This window comes from Ureibacillus sp. FSL W8-0352 (assembly GCF_038004345.1).
Lineage (GTDB): Bacteria > Bacillota > Bacilli > Bacillales_A > Planococcaceae > Ureibacillus > Ureibacillus thermosphaericus.
This window is the reverse complement of the sequence record NZ_JBBOQT010000001.1, coordinates 229,046-250,031: the sequence shown is the minus strand read 5'-3', so window position 1 is coordinate 250,031 and position 20,986 is coordinate 229,046. Positions and strand designations below refer to the sequence as shown.

General features: G+C 36.4%; 21 protein-coding genes. 4 read left to right on the top strand and 17 right to left on the bottom strand.

Translation table 11 applies throughout. The features are described 5' to 3' along the window. Positions 1-2: 2 nt before the first annotated feature. Positions 3-1,337 (bottom strand): VanW family protein, encoded by a 1,335-nt coding sequence (locus tag NST98_RS01250; RefSeq protein WP_340714184.1) that lies wholly within the window; start codon positions 1,335-1,337, stop codon positions 3-5. A gap of 491 nt (positions 1,338-1,828) precedes the next feature. On the opposite strand from NST98_RS01250, the gene NST98_RS01245 reads away from it, so the two are divergent. The 4 genes from NST98_RS01245 to NST98_RS01230 all read left to right on the top strand — a co-directional run bounded on the left by NST98_RS01245 (position 1,829) and on the right by NST98_RS01230 (position 5,981). Further along, entirely contained in the window at positions 1,829-2,287 is a 459-nt protein-coding gene (locus tag NST98_RS01245; protein ID WP_340714183.1) for a hypothetical protein, read from the top strand. An 884-nt stretch (positions 2,288-3,171) separates the two neighbouring features. Further along, positions 3,172-3,576 (top strand): type IV pilus modification PilV family protein, encoded by a 405-nt coding sequence (locus NST98_RS01240; RefSeq protein WP_340714182.1) that lies wholly within the window; start codon positions 3,172-3,174, stop codon positions 3,574-3,576. Next, a complete protein-coding gene (locus NST98_RS01235) occupies positions 3,569-4,075 on the top strand; it encodes a PilW family protein (protein WP_340714181.1) in 507 nt (168 codons plus the stop codon). Before NST98_RS01240 ends, NST98_RS01235 begins: the two co-directional genes overlap by 8 nt. 1 nt (position 4,076) lies before the next feature. Continuing rightward, positions 4,077-5,981: a hypothetical protein gene (locus NST98_RS01230; RefSeq protein WP_340714180.1), complete on the top strand. Its 1,905-nt coding sequence runs from the start codon at positions 4,077-4,079 to the stop codon at positions 5,979-5,981. A gap of 60 nt (positions 5,982-6,041) precedes the next feature. On the opposite strand, the gene glnA is transcribed toward NST98_RS01230, so the two are convergent. The 16 genes from glnA to mutL all read right to left on the bottom strand — a co-directional run bounded on the left by glnA (position 6,042) and on the right by mutL (position 20,985). Continuing rightward, positions 6,042-7,376: a type I glutamate--ammonia ligase gene (gene glnA / locus NST98_RS01225; protein ID WP_340714179.1), complete on the bottom strand. Its 1,335-nt coding sequence runs from the start codon at positions 7,374-7,376 to the stop codon at positions 6,042-6,044. Positions 7,377-7,419: 43 nt separating this feature from the next. Continuing rightward, positions 7,420-7,824, bottom strand: coding sequence for a MerR family transcriptional regulator (locus NST98_RS01220; RefSeq protein ID WP_016836852.1), 405 nt, complete (start codon positions 7,822-7,824; stop codon positions 7,420-7,422). Positions 7,825-8,028: 204 nt separating this feature from the next. Next, positions 8,029-8,646, bottom strand: a complete 618-nt coding sequence (locus tag NST98_RS01215) for a Bax inhibitor-1/YccA family protein (protein ID WP_340714178.1) — start codon at positions 8,644-8,646, stop codon at positions 8,029-8,031. A gap of 62 nt (positions 8,647-8,708) precedes the next feature. Then, positions 8,709-9,311: a histidine phosphatase family protein gene (locus NST98_RS01210; RefSeq protein ID WP_340714177.1), complete on the bottom strand. Its 603-nt coding sequence runs from the start codon at positions 9,309-9,311 to the stop codon at positions 8,709-8,711. Continuing rightward, complete coding sequence (locus NST98_RS01205; RefSeq protein WP_340714176.1) at positions 9,301-10,377, bottom strand: pyridoxal phosphate-dependent aminotransferase; 1,077 nt, start codon at positions 10,375-10,377, stop codon at positions 9,301-9,303. Before NST98_RS01205 ends, NST98_RS01210 begins: the two co-directional genes overlap by 11 nt. Further along, on the bottom strand, positions 10,352-11,305 hold the full coding sequence (gene cbiB / locus NST98_RS01200) for an adenosylcobinamide-phosphate synthase CbiB (protein ID WP_340714175.1): 954 nt from the start codon (positions 11,303-11,305) through the stop codon (positions 10,352-10,354). Before cbiB ends, NST98_RS01205 begins: the two co-directional genes overlap by 26 nt. Next, complete coding sequence (locus NST98_RS01195; RefSeq protein ID WP_016836846.1) at positions 11,302-11,982, bottom strand: adenosylcobinamide amidohydrolase; 681 nt, start codon at positions 11,980-11,982, stop codon at positions 11,302-11,304. The genes cbiB and NST98_RS01195 overlap by 4 nt, the downstream gene beginning before the upstream one ends. A 188-nt stretch (positions 11,983-12,170) precedes the next feature. After that, positions 12,171-13,421 (bottom strand): methionine gamma-lyase family protein, encoded by a 1,251-nt coding sequence (locus NST98_RS01190; protein ID WP_340714174.1) that lies wholly within the window; start codon positions 13,419-13,421, stop codon positions 12,171-12,173. A 274-nt stretch (positions 13,422-13,695) separates the two neighbouring features. After that, complete coding sequence (locus tag NST98_RS01185) at positions 13,696-13,839, bottom strand: hypothetical protein (RefSeq protein WP_172597779.1); 144 nt, start codon at positions 13,837-13,839, stop codon at positions 13,696-13,698. 464 nt (positions 13,840-14,303) lie between these two features. Continuing rightward, the gene (locus NST98_RS01180) at positions 14,304-14,606 is read right to left on the bottom strand and encodes a rhodanese-like domain-containing protein (protein ID WP_016836844.1); all 303 of its coding nucleotides are present in this window, start codon (positions 14,604-14,606) and stop codon (positions 14,304-14,306) included. Positions 14,607-14,720: 114 nt separating this feature from the next. Next, entirely contained in the window at positions 14,721-14,870 is a 150-nt protein-coding gene (locus NST98_RS01175) for a hypothetical protein (RefSeq protein WP_340714173.1), read from the bottom strand. A 464-nt stretch (positions 14,871-15,334) separates the two neighbouring features. Further along, positions 15,335-15,559 (bottom strand): RNA chaperone Hfq, encoded by a 225-nt coding sequence (gene hfq / locus NST98_RS01170; RefSeq protein WP_096550720.1) that lies wholly within the window; start codon positions 15,557-15,559, stop codon positions 15,335-15,337. A gap of 54 nt (positions 15,560-15,613) precedes the next feature. Then, positions 15,614-16,540 (bottom strand): tRNA (adenosine(37)-N6)-dimethylallyltransferase MiaA, encoded by a 927-nt coding sequence (miaA, locus tag NST98_RS01165; RefSeq protein WP_340714172.1) that lies wholly within the window; start codon positions 16,538-16,540, stop codon positions 15,614-15,616. Continuing rightward, positions 16,524-17,414, bottom strand: a complete 891-nt coding sequence (locus NST98_RS01160; protein WP_340714171.1) for an alpha/beta fold hydrolase — start codon at positions 17,412-17,414, stop codon at positions 16,524-16,526. Before NST98_RS01160 ends, miaA begins: the two co-directional genes overlap by 17 nt. Next, a complete protein-coding gene (locus NST98_RS01155) occupies positions 17,407-19,074 on the bottom strand; it encodes a glycerol-3-phosphate dehydrogenase/oxidase (RefSeq protein WP_340714170.1) in 1,668 nt (555 codons plus the stop codon). Before NST98_RS01155 ends, NST98_RS01160 begins: the two co-directional genes overlap by 8 nt. A 36-nt stretch (positions 19,075-19,110) precedes the next feature. After that, entirely contained in the window at positions 19,111-20,985 is a 1,875-nt protein-coding gene (mutL, locus tag NST98_RS01150; protein WP_340714169.1) for a DNA mismatch repair endonuclease MutL, read from the bottom strand. Position 20,986: the final 1 nt, after the last annotated feature.

The window sequence follows — 20,986 nt, the reverse complement described above, 5'->3', positions numbered from 1 at the left end:
TTCTATGGAGTTACTAAATTTCCGCCTTTATCATAGTAACTTCCAGGAGGCAACCCATCCTCGAAATGATGATTTTTGACTTCGTAACGGTCGTCATAATCCGGTAATCCATCACCATCTAAATCCACATTCTCCACAAGATTAAAGCCTGCTTGATTACCTTGTTCTTCCATCACGCCGCTGCCTTCAGAAACTGGTTGTCTTGCTGAATTCAAAACAATTCGATTTTTTGGAGGATAATAATCTCTACTAATCTCTTGTATTCTTTCGTCCCCATTTTTCGAAATTGTTCTCGTAACCGTTACTCGAAGCCCTTGTTTTCCTTCTTGAATGAGCTTTGTTGTTCCCATTGGTAAATCATTAGAATAGCGGTTAATGATTCGAGGATTAATAGTCTGTTGATGAACAGAAATGTGAATAGTTGCATCTTTTACTGTAGAATGTAACGCTACTTTTAATTGGTCACCTTCGACTGTTGATTTAAATAGATAAGGATGTTCAGAAACATTGACAAATTGCAAATCTTTTTCGAAAAATGCATCTACATATACGTCCATTCCTGGTTGCAAATAAGTAGGAATTTCTTTTTGAGAATGTCTCTCTAAAATATCAACTTCCCCTTGTAATACGGTATTGTAAATCAGCGAGCCAAAGAAATTGAATCCTTCCATATTTGCCGCATCTGTTAGATTCTCGAAATAGGTTAATAGAGAGAATGGTTCGTTTGGTTTTAATATGTAATCGTTCAACGATTCCGCTAATACTTGTACGCCTCTTGCCTCAGTTGGAATTTGTTCAATAGATAATGCGATTCTTTCATTTTCAAGTTGCGTCGTATCTGTGACTGTTGCCTCAACTTCATGGGATTTTAAATAAGAAGCTTGCATAACAACTTGATTGTATGTTTCTTCTGTATCCCAAACGGAAATGTTTGAAATTCGATTTTTTACAACTTCACTATCTGAAATGTGAATTGGTATATGAACGACCTTTTCAGATGTCCAAAATAGAAAAAAAGGCTTGTCTGTTAAATCTCGATAATTTTGTATCGACCGTTCTATATCAAATTGTATTTCTTGCGGATCAATTGAAAGTTCCGCACCGCCACCCTGTATGATAATTGGTTCTGATTTCCATTCAACAATTGCACTTTCTAGTACTTCTTTTATTTCATCATCTTTTAGACCAGAAACGCTAACTCCTCCAATCGTAGAACCGTTTGTTTGTTTTCCGTCCGCAAAAGCTTTTAATGAAGTTTGCATCGGAATCAATATACAAATCATTGCAACAATCACTAGGATGAAGGTGAATGCTTTGTGAGATTGTAAATATTTCAACGTATCCACCTCATTACACAGCACTTTTTGTGCCAATATTAATCATAATTTACTATATCTCCTAGTAAAAAATACCCCAATCAAATTCATATAAAATAGGATACATTAATTTACAATTTTTAGCATGATTCTTTATACCTATTATCTTTAAAATTTTTTGTACAATAAATTTATAGACTAAAAATCATCCATTTTACTGGAAATTTTTTATTTTATAATATATATCCATTCCTGAGAAATAATAGTTCCCTTCTACTATTATTATATTTTTGATCGCCTTTGTTATATGTATATAAGATTTGTAAAAAATGGTTCATTTTTGTTACAAAAACAATATGTTACGATTCCATAATGTTTTGTAAGCAAGATAAATCAAAGCATCAATAGATTGTGACAATGAAAGCACAATTCTCTATCTTCTATAGCAATTTTCAACGTTTTTCATTACATTGAAATTAGAATTCATTCTACATGATAAGTAGGTGCTTATAGTGAAATATCTATTCAACCAAAGAGGCGGTAAATCGCTAGTTGTTACAGCAATCACGATTTGTGTACTTTTCCTTATTTCAGGCGGTGCAATGATTTATTTTACAATTAAAGATCAAAATATCGAATTTTCTGAAGAAGTGGTAGCTGAGGCTACAAGAGTGGCAGAAGCGGAACTTAATAAAGCCTATGCGGTTGCGGAACAATATCCATTTGAAAAGCGTTTCGAAGCAATCCAATCGATTGGCTATCGCGAACCAAAGGAAGGCGAATATGCCATCTTCACCTTTGAAAAAGAATATAAAGAAGATGATGAATTTTACGTTATTTTAAAAATGAAACCACATGCTGAATATGAAAATCTTACAAGAGTTTATGTTTCAGTTTTTGATAAAGAAAACGGAGCACTTATTGTTGAAAAAGAAAATGTTTTGAAATGGGAAGCGGAAGGAAAGGAATAAAAAAAAAGGGGGCTGTCCAGAAAGTCGAACACTTTCTGAACAGCCTTACTTCTTATAGTAATCTTCTCTTAAAAACTTTGTTCCTGCAGTGGTCACATCAAACACGCCTCCTCGTCGCAATTTATCTGCGGCGAAAGCATGTGCGACAGCCGCAATTTATATACGGCTAAGCATGTGCGACAGCCGCAATTTATCTGCGGCGAAAGCTTGTGCGACAGCCGCAAAGGGGGCGTCTTGAAATGACTTTTCAGACGCCCCCTTTTTTATTGGATTGATTCAATATTAATATAAACATTTTAAGGATCTCTAATGAGTGAGCAGAAAAAATCACTTTATTGTCAATATTTCAATAGAAATGTAATTTTCTTCATTTATCCTTCACATATAATGATATTGAATAAGAAAATTTTACTACTCATCCCTTAACGAGAAAATATATTGTTTTATTACACACAATGACATTTATTGTTGCAAACAAACTGGATATTAAAAATGTAAAAAAAAGAAGTGGAACGACCTACACTCCAAAAGAAATTATTACTAATTCCTAAGTCATTAATGGGAGTTCATAGCATTTTTATGCACTTTATACCTATTTTCAACCACCTATTACATTTGTATTATATTAATAATTAATCTTAAATCTATTCTATTTAAAATATGTCTTTATTACTACTATTTCATCAAATCTGAAAGTTTACTCATAAAATACAATGAAAAAGATTTCTTCAATATTTGGGATCATTCATTCAATAAATAATAATCACTGCTACTCAAATCCATACTTTATGCATTCGTTTTTCATTGATCAATCTCTATTCATCAAAGACATTTTTTGTTGTTATGACAGGTAGGTGAAGAAATTGTATTTAAAAATTTTTAATATGATTAAGAATAATCAAGGTTTTTCGTTAGTTGAAGCTGTCGCATCAATTGTTTTAATTACAATCGCTTTACTTAGCTTTTATTCATTATTCATTTCTTCGTTTAATACTGCTAATTACAATAATGACAAGTTAATTGCTATCAATTTAGCTGAAGCAGAACTTGAAAGAATAAAGTTATCTCCTTTTGAAACCGGTAATTTACCCCCAGTAGATCATTCGGTAAATTATAATCAAACTATTCGAAAAACAAAAGAAATATATTCGGGCGGCGATACTTACGACCTCGAAATTATTGCAACACAAAATAACAATGAAAAAAACAACAAATTAATTAACGTTATTGTTACTGTCGAATATAACGGTAAAAAAAGTACTGTAGAGGGGTACGTAATATATGAATAATCAAAGAGGTCTCACTTTAGTTGAGCTACTTGCAGCAATCATTATTTCCAGCTTTGTACTTCTTTTTTCTACTACCCTTTTAATCAATTCTTTTAAAACACAAGAAAAGGTAACCTCCGAAATTGCTATAAGAGACGCAGCGGATTTTATTATGTCGAGTCTAATAAAAGAAATATATACCTCAAAAAATTCTGAATTTAAATTTATAGAAGATCCTAGTCACAATAATTATTATCTTGAAAAAATTGATGATTCTTCAACTATTACCGGATTTAAAAATGGGCAAATTTATTTAAATGGTTCAACACTTCAATACAATGATGCAATCGTTGAAGTTGTATGGGAAAAAAGCGAAATTGGGTACACTGAGGATACCAATCTTAATCGTACATATACTATCATGTTGACTTTACAATCTACCAAAAATAATTTTGAAAAAACCTTTAAAACTGAAGTTCGATCAATCAATAATCTTAAAAAAGAAGAAGAGGAGGGTTAGTATGTTAAAAAAATATATTAACAATTCACAAGGATACACCCTATTCCTTACCTTTGCGATTATCATATTATTTTCAGTAATAGCTTTTTCATTAGTTACATTATCAATGAACGGGACCGTAAGAAACACTACTCGCGAAGAAAGTGTTCAATCATTAAATTTAGCAGAAAAGGGTTTAGATTATATTGTAAATGATATCAATACTAGCCTTGCCGATTTTACAAAAAGCGGAAAATCAAAAGATGATTTTATTGATGAGTTAGAAAAATATGACAAAAATCATCCGAAATATCGATGTACATTCGACTCTAACGGGAATCTTATTAGCGGATTAGTCGTTACAACAAGTAAGGCTTCCGATCAATCTATCGCTTGTATTAAAGATGTACATCCAGTTTATGATGAAGACGGGGAATTAAATGTATTAAAAAGAAAATTAGAAATAGTAAGCATTGGTAATGTTAATGGGAAAAGAAAACAATTAACAACATTTGTAGAAATTGGAGCAGATAAAGTTCCTGAACAGTTAAAATATGCACTCACTTCACAAGGAAATATTCATTTAAACGGTGCGGTACAAATAACTGGCGATCTAAGGTTTAACGGAAGCTTAACCACTTACGAAAAAGCTCATATAATAAATAATTCTAGTCACTATTGGGTTGAAAGCTTAAAGCCAAGTATGAAATCAACAAGTAAACGTAGTAGCCCAAAAATTGTAGTAGGTAATAATAGTAAATTTTATCAAGTGGTAGACAAACTAACTAATAAAGAACGTTACGATGGGATTCACTTATTGAATAATAGCGTATTAAGTAACATCGAAAAAGATAAAATAAGCGATTTATTTGATACTAGCGTATTTGATACTGCTCCTTCGATTATAACTACCGATTCAGAAATAAAACCAGTGGATATAGAGAGTAAAAAATCTGCTTATAAATACGAAAGAAATTCACCCAATACAACAGATTTACAATCAATTTCAAATAGTTACAACATATCAAGTGGTACTTATAAAGGTAAAAGATACTTAGTTTATACAGAAACTTATTTAGATTGGTGTGGATTATTCTTTTGTACAAAAACAAGATACTATGTACCAAATAATACAAAAACCTTTGAATTAAACGGTAATTTTGAGTTTGATCGCCTCGCTACGAATGCGAATATAAGAATTGCAGGCGGAGATAGAACTTCTACAAAAGTCAATATAAACGATACTTTGTATGTAAATGGTGATTTGACGATTACAGGTAAAGTTGAACTGCAAGGTAGTATCTTTGTGAATGGAAACCTCATTATTGAAAATTCTGACTTATCAGCTAATGCATTAATTTATGTAAATGGTCAATCAGGAGTTGATATTCAATATTCGAAAATAAACAGCCTTACTTACAAAAATGATAATGGCGAAAATTCAAATGGTACGTTAGTTATTTTCTCAAAAGGAAAAATAAAATTAGCTAATAATTCATTATGGTCTGATCATGATAATCCGAGTGAAATTTATGGTTATTTTTATTCAGATCAAGAACTTGAAATATACGGTGTAGGATCCAATATGAAAATCCATGGCGGTATTTATGGGAATAGAATTACTTTACATGCTATCAGGGGAAAATCTAGTGAAAGTTCGTTTTCGAATAGTAAAAAATATGGAAGCGATTATTTCTTAATAAGTGAAAAACAAGATGATTATGATACTTACAATTCGTATCAATATCCGAACGATTCTCGCTGTAGTTATCCGAATAAAAATAACCAACAAAAATGCTATAAATACCACTCACGTTTGCAAGTTCATTATAACGAAGATGTAGTTGCCACATATCTTCAATTAAATCGAACAGAAGAACTAATCTACAATGTTGACATACCGAGATATATAGATAAACAAATGTAAAAATGTAAACCAGCAGCCAATAGGTAATTCTAAGGCTGCTGTCTTTGTATACTTCACTAATTAATACATCTTCAAATAATGCTCTCTCTCCCACGGGTGAACTGTGGAGCGGTACATTTCGAATTCGATTTCCTTCGCTTCTTTAAAGTTTTGGTAAATATGTGGTCCAAGTGCGTTTTTCACCACTTCATCTTGTTCCAACAAGCGTAGCGCATCGTCCAATTGCGCAGGCAAGTTTTCAATTCCGTTTTCACGGCGCTCTTCCTCAGTCATGATATAAATGTTTCGGTTAATTGGTGCTGGCGGCGTTAATTTATTTTTAATTCCGTCAAGACCAGCCGCTAAAATAACTGTCATTGCTAAATATGGATTCGCTGATGGGTCAACGGAACGCACTTCAATACGTGTTGACACTCCGCGAGAAGCTGGTACACGAATTAATGGAGAGCGATTTTGTGCAGACCAAGCGACATATACAGGGGCTTCAAACCCAGGTACTAAACGCTTGTAAGAGTTCACTGTTGGATTTGTAATGGCCGTAAAGCTTTGTACGTGTTTTAATACACCAGCCATAAATTGCATCGCTGTTTCGGATAATCCAAGTTCAGTGTTTGGATCAAAGAAGGCATTTTCATTTCCTTTGAATAAAGAAACGTTGCAGTGCATTCCTGAACCGGCTTCGCCAAATAATGGCTTCGGCATAAATGTTGCGTGTAAACCATGTTTGCGGGCAATGGTTTTCACCACTAATTTGAAAGTTTGAATATTGTCGCAAGCTGTAATAACATCCGCGTATTTGAAGTCGATTTCATGTTGTCCTGGCGCCACTTCATGGTGAGACGCTTCCACTTCGAAGCCCATCTCTTCTAACTCTAATACAATATCGCGGCGGCAGTTTTCTCCAAGGTCAGTTGGAGCTAAATCAAAATATCCACCATGGTCGTTAACTTCTAAAGTAGGTTCGCCGTTTTCATCCAATTTAAATAAGAAGAACTCTGGTTCAGGCCCTAGATTGAAATCGGTAAAGCCCATTTCTTGCATTTCTTTAATAATTCGTTTCAAGTTTGTGCGAGGGTCACCTAAGAATGGTTCGCCATCAGCAGTGTAAATATCACAAATAAAACGAGCTACCTTTCCTTTCCCAGTTGTCCAAGGGAATACCATGAATGTATCTAAATCCGGATATAAATACATATCAGATTCTTCAATTCGCACAAATCCTTCAATGGAAGATCCGTCGAACATCATTTTATTGTTCAATGCCTTATCCAATTGGCTTACAGGAATTTCCACGTTTTTGATTGTTCCTAAAATATCTGTAAATTGTAGTCGGATGAATTTTACTTCCTTTTCTTCTACTAAACGATAGATATCTTCTTTTGTATAACGACTCAAAAAATCCACTCTCCTAATTATGTTAGCTTTGCTTTGACGATTGTTATTGATAGAGCCTATTAACGTCTCCATAACGCAAGGAAGGTTTTTGCAAACGGGATTGAGCAATCTTCATTTCTTCCCGCAAAATGCTGCGGATTTTATCTTCTGATAGTTCTTTTCCGATTTTATTATGCTCATTTTCCTCTTTTTTCATTTCAAAGACTTTTTTGATTCCCGCAATGTTTAAGCCTTGTTCAAGTAAATCTTTAATTTCTAGCAGTTGATCAACATCATTTAACGAAAACATTCGTTGATTGCCTTCTGTACGATGTGGACGAATTAAATCATGTTCTTCATAATAACGAATTTGGCGCGCCGTAAGATCCGTTAATTGAATTACCGTACCAATTGGCAATAAAGGCATAGATTTTCGAATTTCACTCGTCCGTTTCTTTTGATTTGACATGTCACTCCTCCCCAATGAGGAAATTTTACTACCTGTCATTTTATTTGTCAATGTCATGTTAGAAAACCTAACATCAGTAATTTATTGTATATTCGAGATAAATTGCCGTTTATCTAAGAAAAATTGTTTATTTTTTATTTTGACGCAAAACAAAAAGACTGTGGAAAACTTGATTGTCATTTTCCACAGTTTTTTCCTTTATCATTATCCTTTTTTCCATCGGTAAATCCATTCTAATAAATGGATCAATAAATTGATAAAAACTAAATATAAACTCAAAGCCATCTTTACAACTTCATCTTCTTTTACATAATGATTCCGAATTAAATTAACATCATACACAGTGAAAAGAGCAAATACCAATACGATTAAAGCTGCAATCAATATATGTACTGTACTGCTAACTGTGATAAAGAAATAAATAAGGGAAAATATAATACCAATAAGTAAAATTGCCACTAAATACATTCCCCAGCTAGAAAGATCCCGTGGTATATTTAATCCCACTAACGCAAGTATAATAAATAGAATTACCGTTCCAAAAAATACGGAAAGCAAAAATGCTGCTCCTAGTGCCTCTATAAAAAACTGACCTAACCAAAAGAACATAATACCTGTTAAAAATGGAACAGCATATAAAATTCCACCCGCTAAATATGCATTGCGTACAAAAACGACGACAATTAACAAGAAAATATTCATAATTGCAATGGCCAAAACAATTGAGGATGGCAATAACATTCCAATCAATAAACCAATGGCCGTTAAACCCCACATTAAAGCAAAATGTTGTAATACAAGTCTTAAATGATGGGCGTACATGTAAACAACTCCGTTTATCTTATTTAGTTCAATATATTTTTCATTGGAGTTGTATATTCAAACTAAAAGACCTTTCCGATATATTCAATCATTCGATTTTCCTTTGTCACGATAATTTTTGTGACACTTGCTCCTTCAATTTCAAAGTCCCATATATGTTGAATTGGTAATCGTAAAATCGATAATATTAGGGCGCGAATGGCTACACCATGGGATACAACAAGAATTTTCCCCGAGCTCAATTTTCTTGCACAAAATTGAACAAACTCGTCCATTCGTTGAATAACTTGTTGGAAACTTTCCCCGGTATCAGGGGTGTATCGTTCTGGATAACAGCAATATTCCTCGTATCTTTCTGCATCATCATTTTGAATTTCTGCAATCCGCTTTCCTTGCCAACTACCTAAATGAATTTCTTGCAATCTAGCATCTTTTTCAATCGTTAAATAATGACCTACTAATATTTCGGCAGTGTCATAGGCTCTTTTTGAAGGACTAGAAAAAGCCGCATCAAATGAAATGTCTTGAAGTTGCCCTTTTAAACGCATGACTTGCTCAATGCCCATTTTCGTTAAATTTGAATCGAGCCACCCTTGCAGCCGCCCTTCTTTATTCCATTCTGTTTCTCCATGGCGCACGATATAAAGTTCTAATTTATTTTCCATACCATTCATCCATAACTTGCTGAAATTTTTCGATTGCTTTTTCGCTTTTAATTCCAATTCGAAGCCATTTGCCATCCATACCAACAAAATTTTCTGTATGTCTTAAGACAACTCCATTACGAAGGCAATAAAAATAAAAATCTCTTGTTTTTTCCGATTCTTTCAATTGAAAGCATAAAAAGTTCGCAACGCTTTTCGTTATGATGCATTGTTGTTTGTGCAAATAGTTTTCTAGATTTCTTTTTAATGATTGGTGATTTTCAATGCTTTCTTTTCGAAATTTATCATCTTCTAAACACAATCTGCCGATTTCGATTGCCAAAGCATTTACGTGCCAATGAGGAAGCTTTTCTCTCAACTGATTGATAACATTTTCGCTTGAAACTAAATATCCTAATCGAATGCCAGCAATACCGTACATTTTCGTCATCGATCTCATAACCGAAAGATTAGAATATTGTTTTATTAGGGAGATAACAGATTCAGATTCATCGGTCCAATCCATAAAGGCCTCATCAACTAACAGCTCACAACCTACTTCTCTTCCGTAAATCAAGAGTTCTTCAATTATATCCTTTGAAATAAGGGAGCCCGTTGGATTATTCGGATTACATAAGTAGAGGCAAGAAGCATCATGCATGCTCTTTTTGATTTGATTCATTGGAAGTTTGTATGTCGTAATTTCTTGAGCCACATGTTCAATGATTTTGGCTCCTTGCACTTCCAACGTCGATTTATATTCAGAAAAGGTTGGATGAACGATGATTACTTGTTGATTAGTAAATCTTCCAGCAAAAAAGGTTAATAATTCTGCCGCGCCGTTTCCAATGATAAGGTTTTCCCGTTGAACATTTAGTTTCTTTGCTAGCATTGTTCTTAACGGTTCTGCTTCTGGATGCGGATAGGTGGAAATATGGTGAATGAATTGGGACCAAGCTTCTTTCACTTTCTGAGGAAAGCCAAATGCATTCACATTTTCACTTAAATCATATACTTTTTCAGGAATTGGAATCTGAAAACGTTGATAAAGCGTTTTGTAATTAGCCCCATGCGGCGGTAATTGCAACGACGCCACCTCCCATGATAATCGTAAATAGTGCTGAAACGATAAACATATGGCGAATTGCTTCTTTAATATGGTTTACCTCTAACGGCACATCCGCTTTTCCCATATAAGCTCTAAAGGATTGTACACCTTGGTAAGAGTTGTAGCCTCCTAGTCTAATTCCAAGTTGATAGCTGGTAGCAGCTTCTAAATAACCGCTATTAGGACTAGGATGTTTTTTTGCATCTATCCTCCATAAACGAATCCGTTCAGTTAACGAGCGATGGGTTTTATTTTTCGTGAACAATAAAATAATCAAACCTGTTAATCGACTTGGAATAAAGTTAGCCACGTCATCCAACTTTGCACTAAATTTTCCAAACTCAATATATTTTTCATTTTTATAACCAATCATGGAATCTAACGTGTTAATTGCTTTATAAGCCCATAATCCAGTTGCTCCAAAAAGACAAGCGTAAAATAGTGGTGCTGTTACCCCATCACTTGTATTTTCAGAGACTGTTTCTACAACACCGCGCACAATTTCCGATTCCTCTAAATGTTCGGTATCGCGCCCCACAATCCACGATAGTTTTTTTCTAGCTTCATTTAAATCTCCTGCAATTAACGCATTATATACTTCCATTGCTGCTTCTTTTAAACTTTTTTGGGCTAGTCCAATCCCAATCAATACCCCTTCAATGAGTATGCCTACTATTACATGAATTTTATAAGCTAAATACACTATAAGAAAAGTTGTAATAGCTACAACAGATACAACGAGAATACCGGTAATCATTCCTTTAAGAAAGCGGTAAGATCCTTTATTGAAACGATAGGTAAGGAATCTGATGAATGAACCGATCCACCGAACAGGGTGGGGAAATTTTGGAGGGTCACCGATAAAAGCATCTAGCAATTGTCCAACAATCACTGCAACAATCGTCATGTTTTCGATATTCCTTTCGTATAAGCAATATATTCATCAACGGCCATTGTTAACGTTTCATATAAGGCTTTTCCAACAAACGAACCAAGTTTTGTAATGGACCCTCCATATTCATGAAATTCCCCTTTTTGAGTGGAGGCAATGCAAACGCTATCAGTAGAAGTACCTGTCGCAATCGTGCCGGAATTGGAATCGATAATGTTTCGTTCCGCGAGCACTTTTGTTTTCACTTCAATAGCGCAACATAATGCTTGAATTAATGCCTCATCCGTTAAATAACCGTTTATGAAAATAAAGATATTGATTGTGCCATTTGCTGGTTTATAAGAATATGCATGAGATTTTGTAACATCCACCGCATTACTCAATCCAGCAGTAACAAGTAAAACGATGGAAGTTTCACCCTCCTCGTAAAAACGTGAAAATGCAAATTTCATATCGACAGCCGTCATCATCGCTACGGTTTTATCAAGTGGAAAGCCTTTGGATAGAAGAAATTGTTTCATTTCCTCATGGGCATCCTGAGGAAAGTAGGATTTATCAACAGTACGATTAATAAAATATTGATAATGACCATAACCAGGATTGTGCATAGCTGAACTAAACGTGCGCATGGGTTCATTCGCTTCAATTGCAATAAATTCTCCATAATTTTTGATACATTCAAGTGTTATCATTCTATTCCCTCTTTTTGACTACTCTATTAAGTAAGTTAACACAAATCGAAGTTTAAGTGAACAAACAATACAGCAGGTTAAGAAAACTTATGACTGATTGTTCAGGTGTTTCCTACTAATTGCAAGTAACCTGCTAACGTAGTAGATTTTTCAATAAAACGAAAAAAAGCAGCTCTTAATGAACTGCTTTAAATAGACTTTAATTTTTGAACTGCGCTGCAAACCGCATATTTTACATGCTCGTATGTTAAGCCACCCTGTACATATGCAGTATACGGCGGTCGTATTGGACCATCTGCTGTTAGTTCAATACTTGAACCTTGAACGAAAGTGCCTGCCGCCATGATGACATCATCTTCGTATCCAGGCATGTATGACGGAACAGGCGCATAATGGGCATTAATTGGAGAGGCTGCTTGTATTTCTTGACAAAAGGCAATCATCTGCTCCGAAGTTTGGAACGATACGGATTGTATTAAATCCGTGCGGTATTCCGTAAAATGAGGAGTTGTTTTCATTCCAACTTCCTCTAACATGGCAGATGTAAAGATTGCTCCTTTCAAACTTTGCGCCACAATATGAGGTGCTAAGAAAAAGCCTTGATAAAAATCGATTAGCGTATTTAAAGATGCGCCAGCTTCTCCACCAATGCCAGGGCTCGTCATACGATAAGCGCATTTCTCAACTAAATCAGCTCTACCAGCGATGTATCCACCTGTTTTGGCAAGTCCTCCTCCTGGATTTTTGATAAGTGAACCTGCCATTAAATCAGCCCCAACTTCTGTCGGCTCTAATCTTTCTACAAACTCACCGTAGCAATTGTCAACAAAGATTACGACGTCTTGTTTGATTTCTCTTATTTTTTCACACATTTCACGTATTTGATCAATTGTAAAGGAAGGTCTGATTGCATAACCTTTTGAGCGCTGGATTGCAACCATTTTCGTCTTTTCATTGATGGCTTGTCGAACACCTTCCCAATCAATTTCATGATCATTAATTAAATCAATATGTCGATACTGAATATCGAAATCTTTTAAAGAACCTGTATCTTTTTCACCACCATCAACAATCGATTGGAGGGTATCGTAAGGTTTCCCTGTGATATAGATTAATTCATCTCCAGGTCGTAGCACACCAAATAAACTTAACGTAATCGCATGAGTTCCAGAGATAATTTGACTTCGAACAAGGGCACTTTCTGCACCGAACACTTCCGCATAAACTCGTTCTAAATTATCTCGTCCCTCATCATCATATCCATACCCTGTTGATGGATTAAGATGAAAATCGCTTACTTGATGTTTACGAAAAGCAGCTAATACCTTTTGTTGATTGAAAAAAGCTGTTTCATCCACTCTTTCATGGTAAGGCTTTACTTTTACTTCGATTTTTTTTGCAAGTTCTACAATTTCAGGTTTTAAGTTAGATACGAACATTTGTGATACTCCTGTCTTTTTTGCTTTTGAAGGAATTTCTTTTATTTTTATCCTTTACCATCTTATCAGTTCGTTGAAAGGAGTCAACTGTATTGCTGGAAATAGACAACCTAAACACTTGAATTTATTTAAATACTTTCGCCTTTTCCTCAAATACATGCTGCACTGGACAAAATTCCTGGAGTTATCAACTCGCTCAAATCGAGTAGGAGGGAGCGATTAACTCCCGTCCTCTCACACCACCGTACGTACGGTTCCGTATACGGCGGTTCAATTAAGATGATTGACGCAAGTCTTTATAACTTCCGTGAATAGCTGTTCTCTTTATGCCAGTGGTCACTCCACCCTCCAAGAGGTCTCCCACGGGATTCACCGCTTCCTTCCTCAAGTGAGGTACTACGTTTTCTGTGTTCATCATGACTCACTGAATGCCAAGGGCTATTCTCTCTTAATTGTTCGGTCCTTCTTAGTAGTTCTAAACCAACTAATACTATGACCTCTGCTGACTTCTGACGGTTCAGCTACTTATCACTAAGTAGGTTATGAAGCGTACTTCACATATCCGCCAGACCTCCCCGGGTAAGAATGTAATCTTTCCTTCCATCTATCTGCTTCATTTACTCTGTACCACCTTTGGCAGAAAGGACTTTGTTTTGTTTAGCAAACTCATCCAATGATACCTAGCCTTATATGAAGTTCGTGTTCCTCAGACCGGAAGTTTGCCGCTCGCTTCCTTCAGATTCCGCGTCACCACGGACACCCTTGCGTTAAGCTAACTGTTACTTCTGCCTTCACAGTTCGGGACTTACACCCTATAGATTACACCCATGCCAGGCGCACTAAAAAAGGGGAGTCCTCTCAAGAACTCCCCCGAATAATTCATTATTTAAACTCTAATTCTCCATCGTACGCTTCCATGCCGCCTTCTAAATTTGTCACATTATACCCATTTGATTCTAAAAATTGGCAAGCATTAGCACTGCGAACACCCGAACGGCATACAATAATATATTCTTTTGTAGGATCTAATTCCTTCATGCGTTCAGGGATAGATCCTAAAGGAATATGAACAGCACCTGGAATCATTCCGTTTGCCACTTCAAAATCTTCGCGTACATCAATAATATTTAAGTCCTCATTTGCATCCAATAAATTAATCAATTCTTCCGTTGTCATTGTTTTCATACGAATACCTCCAAACTTTCATCTGCCAAATATTATAATCGACAATCGAGTAGGAGGGAGCGATTAACTCCCGTCCTCTCACACCACCGTACGTACGGTTCCGTATACGGCGGTTCAATTAAGATGATTGACGCAAGTCTTTATATAACTTCCGTGAATAGCTGTTCTCTTTATGCCAGTGGTCACTCCACCCTCCAAGAGGTCTTCCACGGGATTCACCGCTTCCTTCCTCAAGTGAGGTACTACGTTTTCTGTGTTCATCATGACTCACTGAATGCCAAGGGCTATTCTCTCTTAATTGTTCGGTCCTTCTCAGTTGTTCTAGACCAACTAATACTATGACCTCTGCTGACTTCTGACGGTTCAGCTACTTATCACTAAGTAGGTTATGAAGCGTACTTCACCTATCCGCCAGACCTCCCCGGGTAAGTACATGCACTTTCACACCATCTATCCGCCTCATTTACTCGATATGACCTTCGACAGAAAGAGCTTTGTTTTGTTTCGCAAACTCACTCAATCATACCTAGCCTTATATGAGGTTCGTGTTCCTCGGACCGGTGTTTTGCCTCCAGCTTCCTTCAGATTCCGCGTCACCACGGACACCCTTGCTCTTGGCTAACCTCTACTTCTGTCTTCGGGGTTCGGGACTTACACCCTATAGTTCATGTACATGCCGGGCGCACAAATAAAAATCGGCGAGTAGAATACTGCCGATTTTCATGCGTTTACTCTTCTGATTGAAGGGAAACATTTTTTGATGGTGAAAATGTTGAAATGGCATGTTTATAAATTAAATGTTGTTTACCTTCCGATTCAATTAACACCGTAAAGTTATCATAAGACTTAACAGTTCCCTTTAATTGGAAACCATTTAATAAAAAGACAGTTACAAATGTATTGCTTTTACGCAAATTGTTTAAGAAAGCATCTTGTAAATTCATTGATTTCACACCGCACACCTCATCTATTTTTTTCTCTAGTGTAAATTATTCGATGCAAATGGATTATTTTCCTTCTTTATTATAAAAAAATTTAGACATTTTTAAAATACTTTCCCAATCATTTCCTATCCATTGCACATCCATTTTGTTTCGAAAATAGGTTAACTGCCTTTTTGCATATCGACGGGAATTTTGCTTAATTTGTTCCACCGCTTCTTCCAAGGAAATATGGCCATCCAAATAGTCATATAACTCTTTGTAACCAATTGCTTTTATGGATTGTACACCGCGGATATTTTTCTTCCACAAGCTTCGGACTTCTTCAAGCAACCCTTGTTCCATCATTAAATCAACCCGTTCGTTGATTCTTCTATACAATTCTTCCCGGTCGATATTCATACCAATAATTAAATGGTTGTACAACGGAACATTACCTCGATTCAGTTCCTCCGATTGTTTAGAAACGCCATGCAGTTCAATTAATTCCAATGCCCGAATGACGCGGCGTGTGTTGTTCGGATGAATTGTTTTTGCCGTTTCCGGATCTAGTGCTGCAAGTTTCTCATGCATTGCTTTTGGCCCTACTAATGCGAATTCCTCGTAATATTTCTTGCGCGCTTCTTCGTCCACTTTTTCTTCAGTAAATTGAAAATCGTATAATACAGCCTGAATATATAAACCTGTTCCGCCAACGATAATTGGCAGTTTTCTTCTACTTTGAATTTCCTCTATTTTTTCTCTTACTAATCGTTGGTATTCCGCTACGGAAAAGCTTTCAGTCGGTTCTTTGAAGCTTAATAGATAATGAGGGATGCCTTCCATTTCTTCTTCTCGGATTTTTGCAGTCCCAATATTAAGACCTTTATAAACTTGCATTGAATCGCCGTTAATGATTTCACCGTCAAAAGCTTTCGCCATTTTGATGCTCAATGCCGTTTTTCCAGAAGCGGTAGGGCCAACGATTGCTACTACATCAATTTGTTTTTCCATTTTTTAACCACCGTAATAGGACTTGATATACTACTTCTTTATTTTGTTCATTTAATATTTCATGTCGCATGCCTTCAAACAAATAAACCGCAACATGCTGAAGGCCTGCATCTGTTAATTCTTTTGCGACTTTAAACACCCCTTTACCATTGTTCCCAACCGGATCTACACTGCCGCTAACTAAAAGAACAGGCAAGTCTTTTCGTATTTTTTTATTTTCATCTTTTTGATGAATTAACAGCAGCCCTTCTGTTAAATCTTTAAAAAATTGATGGGTTGGGATGAATCCGCAATAAGGATCTTCCAAATAATTTTCCACTTCTTTTATATTACTGCTTAACCAATCAAATGGGGTTTTAGCGTTTTCAAATTGTTTGTTGAAGCTTGTGAAAGTTAATTCATTCATCCATTTACTTTCCATCTCTTTTCCTTGATAACGAGCAAGAAATTTGGCAAGGACATTCCCTACATAATGCAAAGCTGTTGTTGAGCCCGTTCCACATAAAATACATTGATGGACGAGACTTGAATGAAGTTGAATAAATCGGCGGGCAATAAAGGAACCCATGCTGTGGCCAAATAAAATACACTCAAGCTCATCATTCATCGTTTCATTCATGACTTCATACACATCTTGCACAACTCGCTCAAAACCATCTTCGTCACAAAAATAGCCAAACTTTCCGCTCGCTTCACCCGTTTTCCCGTGGCCCCGGTGGTCATGTACAACCACTCGATATCCATTCTGACACAGTATACGGGCAAATTCATCGTAGCGATCTCCATGTTCTCCCATGCCGTGAAGAATATAAAAGTTTCCGATTGGCTGTTCTTGTTCATAAATTCTTGTGTAGATTTGTACTCCGTCACTCATAGTGATCCATCGTGCATTTTTCACCGCCATCACCCTTCGCATCTTGAATAAATTGATTTAACTGCATGGAATAAAATAACTTTTCATTTTCAGAATAGCCAAGCCTTTTACTCATTATTTCAATGACCACATCTTTTGTTCGTTCCACGAGTGCAAGATCAAAATACATGAGGCCTGTTCTGCGGATGAAAAAATCAGCTGGTGTGTATGCCATTTCATAATAAATGCTATAAAGCAACTGAGCAAACAACGTTTTTGGAAGTTTATCAGTCGGTTCTTGTGATTCTAGTAAAGTAAATACCCGTTCGACATTCCTTCCATACATGCTGGCAAGCATCTTTGCTTCTTCGAAAGGCAGTCCAACCTTTGTCCCTTCCATTGCCTTGTGATTTACAAATGCCTCAAAATTGTTAGAGTGAAGACCCTCAGCACCAGAAAGCGATAAAGTTTTTGTTTTGCATTTTGTCGCATGGCGAAAACGATGTTTCTTCACGATTTTATCAACAATTTGTTCCGCCATTAGACGATACCCAGTGAGCTTTCCCCCTGCGATAGTCATTAATCCGCTTTTTGAAGTCCAAATTTCATCTTTTCTTGAAATCTCAGACGGATTCTCTTCTTTTTCAAAAATGAGAGGCCGAATTCCAGCCCAGGTAGACTCTACATCTTTACTATCTAAAGATAGGGTTGGAAATACGGAACGCAGAGCATTCAACAAATATTCCACTTCTTCTTTTGTTGCAACCGGATGAACAAGGTCCTCATGATAAAACGTATCTGTTGTTCCGACGTATATTTTTTGATTTCTCGGGATGGCAAACACCATTCGACCATCTTCTGTATCGAAATATATCGCCTGCTCTAAAGGAAGCGCGGACTTGTCTATTACAATATGAATTCCCTTTGTTAATTTTAATACCTTTCCTTTTTTATTATGTGGAACATCTTTAGATAAAAGTTCATCTACCCAAGGCCCTGTAGCATTGACAATTTGCGTGGCATGGATTGTTACTCTTTTCCCAGTTATTTCATCACGTACTTTTGCTGCAACAATTCGATTTTTCTCATAAACAAATTCCGTTACTCTTGCGTAATTTAAGCAAATCGTTTTATACTCTACCGCTTTCTTAATTGCCTCGATGGTCAGTCTTGCATCGTCTGTTTTATACTCCACGTAATAACCAGCGCCGCGCAAGCCGTCCTTCTTCAAAAACGGTATGAGTTGAAGTGTCTCTTTCTTTGAAAGCATTTTTCGGCGTTCTGATTTGCGTACTTGTGCTAATGAATCATAGATTTTTAAGCCAATGGAAGTGGATAGTTTCCCTAAAGAACCATTTTTGTAAATAGGAAGTAGCATTTTTTCAGGAGTTGTAACATGGATGCTATTTCTATAAACAATTTCTCTTTCTCTCCCTACTTCCGCTACAAGAGCAAACTCCAATTGTTTTAAATAGCGAAGTCCTCCGTGAATCAGTTTCGTTGAACGGCTGGAAGTGCCTGCTGCGAAATCTTGCATATCCACTAACGCCACGGAAAGACCTCTTGATGCAGCATCCAACGCAATACCTGCACCAGTAATTCCACCGCCAATAACCAACACATCAAACGAATAGTTATTTAACAGTTGCAACATGTTGGAACGATTTTGAAATGAAAACATCCGAACACTCCTTTATTAAGTTTTTGCTACTTCCTTTTACATAACCCGTTTAAACATTTTTTCAATTTCATAAGTGGAGAAATGAATCATCACCGGACGTCCATGAGGGCAAGTAAACGGATTTTCCGCTTTGCGCAGGTCGTTAATAAGCGCCACCATTTGTTCTTTCGTTAAATAATAGTTCGCTTTAATGGAACGTTTACAGCTCATCATGATGGCTGCTTCTTCTCTTAATTTTTTTACATCCGTTTTTCTAGTTTTTAATACTTGTTCAATTAATTCTTCGATGATTTCTTGTTCAAAACCTTTTGGGAACCAAGTTGGATGTTCACGAACAACAAAAGAAGATGGGCCAAACTCTTCGAGAAATACCCCTACTTCTTCTAACGCTTGTCGATTTTCTTTTAAGATGAATGCCTCATCTTGGCTGTAGTGGAACGTTAAAGGCAGCAATAATGCTTGCCGCTCATTCGGATCCACTTCCCCCACCTTTTCTTTAAAATATTCATATTTTATTCGTTCTTGTGCAGCGTGTTGATCGATTAAATAAAAGCCATCTTCCATTTGTGCAACGATATAAGTTCCGTGAATTTGCCCAACCACTTCTAGCTCCGGAAATGGTTCTGTATGTTTAGCGACGATGGGCTCTTCAACAACTGCCTCAGCCTTTTCCATAGTTGTTTCATCACCCTCATCTGTTTCCTGATGGCTAGTTGTATTCTCCCATTGGTTCACTAATTCTGTTGGGGGTGACTCTATTTCTATTTCATCCATTGCAGGACTTTCATTTATAATGGCCGATTCATCGGCTAGACGTTCGACAATTGTCTTGATTTTTGATTCATTAATCGTAGGTTGTTTCCAAATATTCATTTGCTCAGAAATTGGTCGAATGATTTTCTCTTTTTTTTGAGCTAATGGGACATTCATACGTTCACGAATCGCATGGCGAATCGTTTGTTCAATCAACGGCAACAACTCTTCTTCTTTACTTAAACGAATTTGTAATTTCGTAGGATGCACATTGACATCAGTCAAATATGGATCGCCTTCGATGTACAATGCAACGATTGGAAAGCGTTCGATCGGCAAAAAAGTGTGATAAGCATCAACGATTGATTTTTGGACTAAGTAATGTTTCACCCATCGGCCATTGACGAAAATGGAGATATAGTTTTTAGACGCGCGTGTAATTTCAGGCAAAGAAGCATATCCGTGAATGGAATAGTCTCTATTTTCTCCACTGAAAGCTATCATCTTTTTTGCATTTTGCATTCCGTAAATCGCTGCAAGTACTTGTTGCACATTTCCACGACCATTTGTTTGAAGGAGTGTTCCTCCATTATGAACAAGCTTAAATGCGATATTTGGATACGCAAGGGCTAAACGATTCATTAAATCGATGGAGTGCCCGAGCTCTGTTTGAATCGTTTTTAAATACTTTAGCCGAGCTGGTGTATTAAAAAATAGTTGGGACACGGTAATTTCTGTCCCTTTTCTTAGTGGCCCCGGCTTTTTCGATACAATATTTCCACCTTCAAGTTCTAATTCAATTCCCGATTCCCCATCAGAAGTTTTTAATTGAAGTTTCGAAACAGCAGCGATTGATGCAAGAGCTTCCCCCCGGAATCCAAGGGTGCGGATGCGAAATAAATCTTGCTCTTTCGAGATTTTGGATGTCGCATGGCGATAAAAACATAACATCGCATCAGTCTCATCCATGCCGCTTCCGTTATCAATAACTTGAATAGAAGTTAAGCCCGCTTCCTCAAGGAAAACTTCAATGGATGAACTTCCTGCATCAATGGCATTTTCAACAAGTTCTTTCACAACCGATGAAGGTCTTTCAACAACTTCCCCCGCTGCTATTTTGTTGGATAGCCATTCATCCATCAGTTGAATCTTACCCATG